The sequence below is a fragment of the Pseudomonas sp. AB6 genome (assembly GCF_034314105.1).
Classification (GTDB): Bacteria; Pseudomonadota; Gammaproteobacteria; order Pseudomonadales; family Pseudomonadaceae; genus Aquipseudomonas.
Window position 1 is genome coordinate 1,696,543 of the sequence record NZ_JAVIWJ010000001.1, and the last position, 11,003, is coordinate 1,707,545.

Genomic DNA, 11,003 nt, shown 5'->3' on the forward strand with positions numbered 1-11,003 from the left:
GCAACTGGGCTGCTTATGGCCCGAACACCCTTTTCGTTACGTTGTTATGACAAAACGGTCATTCACAGCGTCTTACGCATTCGTTAGAACTCAACACAGGTTGTCACCGCAATGGCGACAGCCCTAAGCCCGCGACGCCGGCAGCGGGTACTCACGGCAGAAGATTCTGCCCGACCTCGACATGAGGTCTCCAGGGACATAACAGTCAACAGACGAGGGCAATACCCTATGAGAAGACTTAAGCGTGATCCGTTGGAAAGAGCATTTTTACGCGGATATCAATTTGGTGTTCATGGTAAATCCCGTGAGCTTTGCCCCTTTACTCTACCGTCAGTACGCCAAGCCTGGATCAATGGCTGGCGAGAAGGACGCGGCGACAACTGGGACGGTATGACCGGCACTGCGGGCATCCACAGACTTAACGAACTTCATGCGGTCGGCTAACCAGGCACACTCCGACCAGATTTTTTAAATATGTTGCACATTTGACTAAACATGCACGCCCCATCCGGGCGGCGGGCTTGCGCCCAGGGGCTCCTTCTCAGGAGTCCCTATTTTTATCCGGCGTTGACCTCGCACTACTGATCAGCGGCGATTTATTGCCGCAATCGCATCAACCGACTGCCCAATTAGCGCCGGCCCTTTATAAATGAAACCAGAATAAATCTGCACCAAACTCGCCCCTGCCGCGATTTTTTCCGCAGCATGCCTGCCTTCGGTAATCCCGCCCGCGGCGATGATTGGTAATCGTCCAGCCAGTTCCCCTGCCAAAACCTTGACCGTATGGGTACTTTTTTCGCGAACCGGCGCTCCCGACAGTCCACCGACCTCATCGGCGTAGGGCATGCCTTCCACCCCTTTGCGGCTGAGCGTAGTGTTGGTAGCAATCACCGCGTCCATGCCCGAATCAATTAACGCAGCGGCCACTAGAACAGTTTCTTCGTCGGTCATGTCCGGTGCGATCTTGATCGCCAGCGGAACACGGCGGCCGTATTTCATGGCGAGGTCTTCCTGGCGCAGGCGCAGTGCTTCGAGCAATTGTTTTAGCGAATCTCCAAACTGCAAACTGCGCAGGCCTGGGGTGTTAGGCGAGCTAACGTTTACCGTCACGTAACTCGCGTGCTCGTAGACCTTATCCAGGCAGATCAGGTAGTCGTCCACGGCCCGCTCGACGGGCGTGTCAACGTTCTTGCCGATGTTGATTCCGAGTATTCCGCCGTACCGAGCGGCCTTGACGCGAGTGATCAGGTGATCGACGCCCAGGTTGTTAAACCCCATGCGGTTAATGATTGCCTCGGCGTGAGGCAAACGAAAAATTCGTGGTTTCGGATTACCAGGCTGAGGGCGTGGCGTCACTGTACCGACCTCAACAAAGCCAAAACCTAACTGCGCAAAACCAACGATGGCCGTACCGTTTTTGTCCAGCCCCGCTGCCAAGCCAACCGGATTCGGAAAGTTCAGACCCATCACCCTGACAGGCAACTGCGCAGGCGCCTTGCTTAACAACCCATTGAGACCCAACCGCCCACCCGCGCCTATTAAATCCAGCGACAGGTCATGGGAAGTTTCCGGGGAAAGTTTGAACAATAACTGGCGGGCCAGGTTATACATGGGCGGGAGTGGCTCGTGAGCGGCTGAATTCAGGGACGAGATTATAGACGGACCCGGCATAGGAGGCGAGACATGCCGCAATGTTTGCCGACGCTCGCGCCGAGAGTGGCATATGCATTGCTTCAAGACGCGTATGAATAAAGAGACGCGCTATGAATAAATCACCTAATAACGCTCTGGATTGGGTCGCAGGCAGCGATGCACCGGAAAAAAACACTATCGACTTAGGCTTTATCGCCCTGACTGATTGCGCACCGCTGGTAGTCGCTGCCACTCAGGGATTCGGTCAACCTTATGGACTCACGATGAACCTGAAACGGCAGTCATCGTGGTCCAATCTACGCGACAAGTTGGTTAACGGTGAACTAGACGCTGCCCACAGCCTCTATGGGCTGATCTACGCCGTACAGTTGGGGATCGGCGGCACCGGCCAGGTCGACATGGCGGTACTAATGGGCCTGAATCAAAACGGACAAAGCATCAATCTTTCAAAGGCCCTAAAAGAAGCCAACGTGGTCAGTCCTGACGCATTAGACAAACGCGTGCACCAAAGCCGTACAAAACTGACCTTCGCTCAAACTTTCCCCACTGGCAATCATGCTATGTGGCTGTATTACTGGCTGGCAAGTCAGGGCATCCACCCCTTGAATGACGTTGACAGCGTTGTGGTGCCTCCTTCGCAAATGGTCGCGCATTTGCAGGCCGGGCGTATTGACGGCTTTTGCGTTGGCGAGCCCTGGGGTGCTAGCGCGGTTAATCAAGGGCTCGGATTTACCCTTGCAACTACTCAGGCCATCTGGCCGGATCACCCGGAAAAAGTTCTGGGTTGCACCCGGGAGTTTGTCGAACAAAATCCGAACACCGCCCGCGCGCTAGTAATGGCGGTGCTCGAAGCCAGCAAGTTCATCGAACAAAACGACGAAAATCGACGTAGCACCGCTCAACTGCTCAGCGGCAGCGACTACTTGAATACGCCAGTGGGCCATATCGAGCCGCGGTTGATGGGCGATTACACAGACGGCCTCAACCATGAATGGCACGATCACCACGCGGTGCGCTTCCACGGCGCTGGCGAGGTAAACATGCCTTACCTGTCGGACGGAATGTGGTTCATGACGCAATTCCGTCGCTGGGGTTTGCTGCGCGAAGAACCTGATTATGTGGCGATCGCCACTCAGGTGCATCGACTAGAGCTCTACGAACAGGCCGCCGAGGCAGTGGGCGTCAAGGTACCTGAGTCGGCCATGCGCAGCAGCCAACTGATCGATGGAAAAATCTGGGATGGCAGTGACCCGACGGCATACGCCCACAGTTTCAAACTACATGCGCTGGTTGATGCTGCCCCCACTTTCATCCGTCGTTGAAGGAGCCTGCGAACATGCTGCGTATCCTGCTGATAAACGACACGCCCAAGAAAGTAGGTCGCCTCAAGGCCGCCCTTATAGAGGCAGGTTTTGAGGTCATTGATGAGTCCGGTTTGATTATTGACTTGCCCGCCCGGGTAGAAGCAGTTCAACCCGATGTAATTCTGATTGACACCGAATCACCGGGCCGCGACGTCATGGAGCAAGTGGTGCTCGTCAGCCGTGATCAGCCCAGACCCATTGTGATGTTCACTGACGAACATGACCCGCTGGTAATGCGCCAAGCAATAAAATCCGGCGTCAGCGCCTACATCGTCGAAGGCATTCTCGCTCAGCGCCTGCAACCGATTTTGGATGTGGCAATGGCCCGTTTTGAGAGCGATCAGGAACTTCGTGCCCAGATACAGGCACGGGATCAGCAGCTGGCTGAGCGCAAGCGCATCGAATTAGCCAAGGGCCTGCTGATGAAGATGAAGAATTGTAAAGAAGAAGAGGCCTACACCCTGATGCGTCGCCAAGCCATGAGCCGTCAGCAAAAGCTTATCCAGGTGGCTGAGCAAATCATCGCAATGAGTGAGTTACTGGGGTAGAAACGTGCCCTATAAGCGACTGAAATGGAAAGATAACTCAGTAAGAGCGCGTCTGGCAGTGATCAGCTACATAACCCTCGAAAATGGGCGATTCGGTTTCTTAGTTGATATCTATTTGAATATTTTTAGACCTTGTTGCCCTTCATTGCGCAAAAGCTCGCCACCTTGGATCGTCGTTATGGCTCGCAACTTGCTTATATCCTCGCACCGGTAGCCAAAGGCGGTTACCCCTTACACGACAAAGACGTCGCATTCCCTTCTCGCTCAGGCGAATCGGGTAGCGGCGTTTTTTGCGTTTTGGCCCATAGGCCGCGATTCTTTGTATGCAGATGAGGTGTTCTATGAATGCAAGCTTCTGGAAAGCGGGTCACCGACCAACGCTGTTCGCAGCCTTTCTGTATTTCGACCTGAGCTTCATGGTCTGGTACCTGCTTGGCCCAATGTCGGTGCAAATCGCCGCGGACTTGCACTTGACCACTCAACAACGCGGCTTAATGGTTGCTACGCCGATTCTGGCCGGCGCGTTTTTGCGAGTGCTGATGGGTCTGTTGGCGGACAAACTGTCGCCAAAGACCGCCGGAATCGTGGGCCAGGTCATCGTAATTGGCGCGTTGCTTGCTGCCTGGCAACTGGGGGTTCACAGCTATGAGCAAGCGCTGTTGCTGGGCTTGTTCCTAGGAATGGCTGGCGCTTCGTTCTCTGTCGCCCTTCCGCTAGCTTCACAATGGTACCCGCCAGAGCATCAAGGCAAAGCGATGGGCATCGCCGGTGCAGGCAACTCCGGCACCGTGTTCGCCGCACTGATCGCGCCGGCATTGGCCGTGGCATTTGGTTGGACCAACGTCTTCGGTTTTGCATTGATCCCACTGGCACTTGTTCTGATCGCCTTCAGCTTAATGGCGCGCAACTCACCACAGCGAGCAAAACCTAAATCCATGGCCGACTACTCAAAAGCGTTGGGTGACCGCGACACTTGGTGGTTCATGTTCTTTTACGCAGTGACCTTTGGTGGCTTCATCGGTTTGGCCAGCGCCCTGCCCGGCTACTTCAACGATCAATACGGCCTGAGCCCCGTAACAGCGGGTTATTACACGGCAGCCTGTGTGTTCGGCGGCAGCATGATGCGCCCTTTGGGCGGCGCTTTGGCGGACCGTTTTGGCGGGATTCGGACCTTGTCGGGCATGTATGGCGTAGCCGCAGTCTGCATCGCTGCTGTTGGCTTCAACCTGCCAAGCTCCTGGGCCGCGCTGGCGCTGTTTGTTGCCGCGATGCTTGGCCTTGGCGCGGGGAATGGTGCAGTGTTTCAATTGGTACCTCAACGCTTTCGTCAAGAGATCGGTGTCATGACCGGCCTGATCGGCATGGCAGGCGGCGTCGGTGGTTTTCTACTGGCGGCGGGTCTGGGTGCAATCAAACAAAACACCGGCGGCTATCAAATGGGCTTGTGGTTATTTGCCAGCCTGGGCGTCTTGGCCTGGTTCGGCTTGCACAACGTTAAGCGTCGCTGGAGAACCACTTGGGGTTCGGCGGCTGTGACCGCTGCTCGGGTATAACCGGTCAATGAGCTTGCAACTGAGTTTCGCCCATTTCAGCGCCAACGGTCCTCGCGCCGAGAATCAGGACGCGAGCCGTCAGATAACTCCGATGCCGGCGCTGGCCGCGAGCAAGGGTTACTTGTTCGCCCTCGCCGATGGGGTAAGTCAGTGCGTCGATGGCGGATTGGCGGCGCGCTCGACCTTGCAGGCATTGGCGCTGGATTACTACGCAACGCCTGAAACCTGGGGCGTTGCACAGTCCCTGGACCGCTTGCTGCTGGCGCAAAATCGCTGGCTGCAAGCCAACGGGTTACTCACTACGTTGAGTGCATTAGTGCTGCGCGGGCGCCGGTTTACCCTCGCCCACGTTGGCGATTGCCGAGCCTACCGTTGGCATGCTGGCCAATTGCAACGAGTGAGCGAAGACCACGTCTGGGATCAGCCCGAGATGCAGCATGTGCTCAAGCGCGCGCTGGGGCTTGATCAGCATTTGGTCATGGACTACCTGGACGGGGAATTGCGCGAGGGTGAACGCTGGTTGCTGCTAAGCGACGGTGTGTGGGCGACCTTGGGTGACGCCACAATTACCTCGATTCTGCGCGAGCAACATGACCTGCAGAGCGCAGTCAACACCTTGGTCGCCGCTGCGCACCTGGCGGGCAGTCAGGACAACGCCAGCGCGCTGCTGATTCAAGTCGACGGCTTGGGTGAAGATAACCTCGGCGATACCTTGGTCCAGTTGCAACAATGGCCGCTGCCCCCTGTCCTGCGACCGGACCAGCTGTTCGAGGGCTGGCAGGTGGAAACCCTGCTCGCGCAGTCGCGACAGTCGTTGTTGTATCGGGTGCGTGATCGGCAGCAGCAACCCTGGCTGTTGAAAACCCTGCCCGCCAGCCGTCATGCCGAAGCTAACGCCGAGCAAAGCCTGTTGCTGGAAGAATGGTTCTTACGCCGGGTCGCGGGGCGATACTTCCCGCAAGTTCATACCGCCACCGAACGTCAGCACCTGTATTACCTGATGCGCCAATACCCCGGCCAGACCTTGGCAGAGCTGTTCAGTAACCATGGCCCGCTGCCAATGGCTCAATGGCAAGGCGTAGCGACCCACTTGTTGCGTGCCGTGGGCTTGTTGCATCGGCGCAACATTTTTCACCGCGACATCAAGCCGGAAAACCTGCTACTCGACGATAACGGCGACCTGCGAATTCTGGATTTTGGCTTGGCTTTTTGTCCAGGGTTGTCGGTGGACACCGCTAACGATCTGCCGGGCACTCCGAGCTTCATTGCGCCCGAGGCGTTCGGCGGTGCCGCTCCCAGCGCGCAACAGGATTTGTACAGCGCCGGGGTGACGTTGTACTTCTTGCTTACCGGGCATTACCCCTACGGCGAAATCGAAGCGTTTCAACACCCGCGCTTCGGCAACGCAGTACCCGCCAGCCGCTACCGACCGGACGTGCCGGACTGGCTGGAACATTGCCTGAGCAAAGCCCTGCAAACCGACCCGGCGCAGCGCTATGAAACCGCCGAAGAGTGGTTAATAAACCTCGAAAAAGCGGAGTTAAACCCTGCCAATACCCGTCCGCGCCCACTGCTGGAGCGAGAACCGCTGAAGGTCTGGAGGACCGTGGCGTTAGTGTCGTTGTTGGTGAATTTGGTAGTGGTTGTGATGATGTTGCATCGGTGATCCCCTGAGGGATTAAACTTGCGCAAGAAGTTGCGCGATGCAATAAAACAAAAGCTGCGCAACATGCGCTCGAACAATCAAGGCAATATAAGTCTGGTTTTATTCTGCAATTGCTTGATTTTCAGACGCGTCCTACATCCTGCCGGATTCACTTTCCAATAAACTACCCTCCCATCAAAAGGAGAGGTAGTTATGGCTAAGCCTGCATACATGACAATTACCGGCAAGGCTCAAGGATTGATTTGGCAGGCTGCTCCAGTAAAGAGTCGATCGGCAACAAACACCAGTCAGCACATACCGACGAAATAATGGTGCTTTCTTATACTCGTAACCTGGCCAATTTTGAAAATAACAACCAGTCAACTCATGGCTTTATCATTATCTCCAAATACATTGATAAATTTTCGCCCTTATTGGAACAAGCACTGACCCGAAGAGAAGAGTTGGACTGCACGTTTGATTTTTATCAAACAACGCCCGCGGCTACCAGCGGCTATAGCTTTTGGGGTGAATAACGATGAGCGCCAGCCGTGATGATATCTGGGATGTCCACCAAGCAGCAGGACAACTGCAAGGACAAGCCATTAGTGTTAGCGCCCGACACCTTGATCAAGGTAATGGGCGCGTGTGGTTTATTCGGGAAGTGTCCTATTACGCCAAGCATATTATTGATGACGTTGAACTCGGTCGTAAAACCCCCACCCAGGGCATAGACGCCCTATTGAAAGAGCACCGCAGTCTCGCGAGTCAATCGCAAGCGTTGGCGCGCAATCGCCAGCGTGCCATAAGCGACAGCGTCAAACGCATCCCGGGGCCACGGCTCACCCAACCGGTTATGCGACCTGATCCCGAGCGCTTACTGCGTTATGTCTTTGCTCAACATCTCAAGGTGAGCAATGAAAAGACCCTGGCTACCCTGCACCTGCCCGTCCCGACGTCCATTTATAAACGTTACAGGCTTTTTCCTCCAGAGCTGCAATCAGAACCCATCGAACTGCACGACCCCGGGTTCTATATTGTCCCCAGAAGCACCACGGTTGAACGACTGGAAGCGCAGTTGTTCACCTCAGCCAGTTCTGCGGTCATTGCTAAATTCAGGATCCTAAACCCTGGGTTGGATCAGATAAAAGCCGGGCAAATGATCGTGCTCAGTGATCCCAATAATGGACAATGCACTGAGGAAGAAGCGCGCCTGATGGACGCGGCAAAAGTGGTGAATATGGCGTTGGAGGATCTTAGTCCTGAAGAAGCCGACTTCATGGTTCGCCACCGCGACGAAATCGAGTCTTTAATCAAGTACGGCTCTATTGGGACCAGCATGGCGGCGGCGGTTTACAAGGACAACATAGACGCGGTAGGAGAAATCCTGGAAGCCATTGAAGACCTGCACAAGCGCACCTTCAACCAACACGGGCACCTGCGATCCCCCGAGTTCTTTGCTGAACGCAAAGAACTGTTTGCTCAACTCGACACCCACCTCACCAAGCTGACCAAAAATACCATCGACTACCCTGACCACCCGAAACTGAAAACCGCCCTGGGTATTTCCAGCCGTAGTTTGGTGCATCGCTGGGGCCGGGCCGGTGCCCATGACATGAACCCTGGATATGCCACTCATCTGGCCAAAGTGGCCAAGGCCTCCAAGTACATAAATTACGGTGGTTGGGTGGGCACCGCTATTGGCGGCGGGGCTTCTTATATGAAAGTGCAGGATGTATGCCGGGCGGGGGATGCTGAGGCGTGTGAGAAGGTGAAATATACGGAGACCGGAGGGTTCGCAGGAGGGGCTGCGGGCGGTTTTGTCGCAGGCGGAGTTTTAAGCGCCGTCGGGACTGGAGCGATCTGCTTTGCTATCGGGGTTCCGACTGCTGGTGAACTGCGCCCCAAATGTTGGACACCCATCCAACTACCGGGGTGTTTTTCATGGGTAAATATTCAACGCAGTTCAAGCGGTCCGCCATCAATGCTTTCCTTGAGCGCGGTCAAGGTTTTCGTCACATAGCCGCTCAATTTCAGATGGACCCTACGTTGCTCCGTCGTTGGGTGGCGGCCTACGAGCTGCACGGGGAAGCCAGCCTGCAGGGGCGTATGAAGGAACATGGTCCCGAGTTCAAACTGTCCGTTGTCCAGCACATGGAGCGTGAGAAGTTGTCATTTCGGCAAACGGCTGCGATTTTCAATCTGGGCAATTCAACGCAGATAGGCAGATGGCAGCAGCAATATTACAGTGGCGGCATCGAAGCCCTGACGTCAGGGAAAAAAGGCCCACGTAACGTTATGCCAAAGCCCCCCGCCAAGCCCCGCAAACCGGCAGTGCTCACCGACGAAGAGCGCGCCCACAAAGAGTTGCTCGACGAACTTCAGTACCTGCGCATGGAGAACGCCTACCTAAAAAAGTTAAAGGTGTTAGGCGAGGAGGCGATGAGGCGGGACAAAGAAGCGAAGAAAAAGCCTGGGTAGTCACTGAGCTGAGGAGCGATTTTCCAATCGACGCCCTGCTCAAGCTGGTCGGCTTGGCACGCAGTACTTACTACTATCAGGTCAAGGTACTGGCTGCCGGGGATAAATTTGCTCCGCTGAAAGCCTCTATTCAGACTATCCAGGACCAGCATAAGGGCCGCTATGGCTATCGCCGGATGACCGCCACGCTGCTCAAGGGCGGGTGGATAGTGAACAGCAAAACGGTACGCAGGCTGATGGCCGAACTAAACCTCAAGTGCACGGTGCGAGCCAAGAAGTATAAATCGTACAAAGGCCCTGAGGGGCAGGTAGCACCTAACACGTTGGCTCGGCAATTCGAGGCCGACCAGCCGAATGAGAAATGGGTGACCGACGTTACCGAGTTCAAGGTAGCCGGTGAAAAGCTCTACCTGTCGCCGATACTGGACTTGTACAACGGAGAGATCGTGGCGTACCAGACAGACACCAGCCCTCGCTACGCCTTGGTGGGCAACATGCTGGAAAAGGCGTTGAAGCGCTTGCCAGAGGGCGCCAAACCGATGGTGCACTCGGATCAGGGCTGGCAGTACCGCTACCACATCTACCGAAATCGTCTGGAAGAAATGAGCTTGGAACAGAGTATGTCGCGCAAGGGTAACTGCCATGACAATGCCACGATGGAGAGCTTTTTCGGCACACTGAAATCAGAGTTTTTCTACCGGGAGCGCTTCGACAGCGTTGCTCAGTTAGAGGCTGGACTGGATGAATACATCCATTACTACAACCACGAACGTATCAAAATGAAGCTCAACGGCTTGAGTCCAGTGGCATACAGAACTCAGGCCGCGTAGCTTATTCAATCACTGTCCAACATTTGGGGCGCAGTTCATGGGGTGGGAGCGCTTGTATGCGGTGTTGTGGTCGTGGGGGGAGTTTCTTTCGCCTCAGGTTATTTAGGGGGAATGGGTGGTGAAAAGGCAGGCGAGTTGATTTACGAGGTCAGAAAATGAGCGTTAGTACCGCCGATAAAATTTACCTCTGTATTTGGTTAGTTTATTTTGCAAGCATGCTTGCTTGGATTGGGGCAGCGATGTATCTCGCCTACACCAAAATGGACCTGATGTTGGGCCACATGAAGAATAGTCCGATAATTATGATTCGCAGGTTTCTGATACACGCGGGTCCTTGGGGGCGGATGCATCTCTTTGGGGTAATAATGGGGATGATGGTCACGCCTGGTATGGCTCTTCGGAGGGGGGCGGTTAGCGCCGAGGATCTGAAGAATTTTCCTGCCGATCTGAAGCGCAAACTGATTGTGATGCAGTGGCTTGGTTGGGGGCTGCTTTTGGTTATGTGTGCACTTGCAGCATATGCAAAATTCGGTAATGCCTAGCTTTGCGGTTAGTTACTCGCCCTCGTCAACCGCGTTGAAGCGATAAGCGAAGTGAATTACGAGATCAGAATGAGCTTGGGTACTGCTGACAAAATATTCCTCACTGTTGGGTTAATAGATTTCAGTGGAGCTGTGATTTGTATTGGGGTTGCAGTACATATCGCCTATACAAAAATGGATATGCTATTGGATTGCTTCAGAAATAGCCCTGCTGTCAAAGCTCTAACGCCTCTACGTTTCGGAGGGGTGGGGGCGACTATTAATAGTTGGAGGGATTTCTGGCTTCGTTACCTTTTCCGATTTTTATATTAAGCGAGGCAGTATTAGTGCTGAGGATCTCAGTGGGTTGCCCGCAAATATTAAATGGAGACTATAGAGGAGCGTTTG

Annotated in this window: 10 protein-coding genes; 9 read left to right on the top strand and 1 reads right to left on the bottom strand. The window is 54.7% G+C overall.

Features of this window, described 5'->3' with window-relative positions; translation table 11 throughout:
* Positions 1 to 228 precede the first annotated feature (228 nt).
* Positions 229 to 444: a ribosome modulation factor gene (gene rmf, locus RGW60_RS08160; RefSeq protein WP_080290409.1), complete on the top strand. Its 216-nt coding sequence runs from the start codon at positions 229 to 231 to the stop codon at positions 442 to 444.
* Positions 445 to 585: 141 nt separating this feature from the next.
* Here the strand turns inward: rmf and RGW60_RS08165 are convergent, their stop codons facing one another.
* The gene (locus RGW60_RS08165; RefSeq protein WP_322203657.1) at positions 586 to 1,611 is read right to left on the bottom strand and encodes a quinone-dependent dihydroorotate dehydrogenase; all 1,026 of its coding nucleotides are present in this window, start codon (positions 1,609 to 1,611) and stop codon (positions 586 to 588) included.
* Between the two features lie 152 nt (positions 1,612 to 1,763).
* Between RGW60_RS08165 and RGW60_RS08170 the strand changes: the two genes are divergently transcribed.
* From RGW60_RS08170 to RGW60_RS08205, 8 genes are all read left to right on the top strand, one after another.
* Positions 1,764 to 2,975, top strand: coding sequence for a CmpA/NrtA family ABC transporter substrate-binding protein (locus RGW60_RS08170; RefSeq protein WP_322203659.1), 1,212 nt, complete (start codon positions 1,764 to 1,766; stop codon positions 2,973 to 2,975).
* A gap of 14 nt (positions 2,976 to 2,989) precedes the next feature.
* Complete coding sequence (locus RGW60_RS08175) at positions 2,990 to 3,565, top strand: ANTAR domain-containing response regulator (protein WP_322203660.1); 576 nt, start codon at positions 2,990 to 2,992, stop codon at positions 3,563 to 3,565.
* Between the two features lie 341 nt (positions 3,566 to 3,906).
* Positions 3,907 to 5,118, top strand: coding sequence for a nitrate/nitrite transporter (locus tag RGW60_RS08180; protein ID WP_322203661.1), 1,212 nt, complete (start codon positions 3,907 to 3,909; stop codon positions 5,116 to 5,118).
* A 7-nt stretch (positions 5,119 to 5,125) separates the two neighbouring features.
* Positions 5,126 to 6,784, top strand: a complete 1,659-nt coding sequence (locus RGW60_RS08185; protein ID WP_322203663.1) for a bifunctional protein-serine/threonine kinase/phosphatase — start codon at positions 5,126 to 5,128, stop codon at positions 6,782 to 6,784.
* 242 nt (positions 6,785 to 7,026) lie between these two features.
* Positions 7,027 to 7,299, top strand: a complete 273-nt coding sequence (gene tssD / locus RGW60_RS08190; protein ID WP_322203665.1) for a type VI secretion system tube protein TssD — start codon at positions 7,027 to 7,029, stop codon at positions 7,297 to 7,299.
* A 2-nt stretch (positions 7,300 to 7,301) separates the two neighbouring features.
* Positions 7,302 to 8,786: a hypothetical protein gene (locus RGW60_RS08195; RefSeq protein ID WP_322203666.1), complete on the top strand. Its 1,485-nt coding sequence runs from the start codon at positions 7,302 to 7,304 to the stop codon at positions 8,784 to 8,786.
* Positions 8,708 to 10,074 (top strand): IS3 family transposase gene (locus tag RGW60_RS08200; protein ID WP_416194835.1). Its coding sequence is split into 2 segments (ribosomal slippage): positions 8,708 to 9,184 and positions 9,187 to 10,074, totalling 1,365 coding nucleotides; the frame shifts between segments, so codons are not numbered across the junction. Before RGW60_RS08195 ends, RGW60_RS08200 begins: the two co-directional genes overlap by 79 nt.
* Before the next feature lie 155 nt (positions 10,075 to 10,229).
* A complete protein-coding gene (locus RGW60_RS08205; RefSeq protein ID WP_322203668.1) occupies positions 10,230 to 10,616 on the top strand; it encodes a hypothetical protein in 387 nt (128 codons plus the stop codon).
* Positions 10,617 to 11,003: the final 387 nt, after the last annotated feature.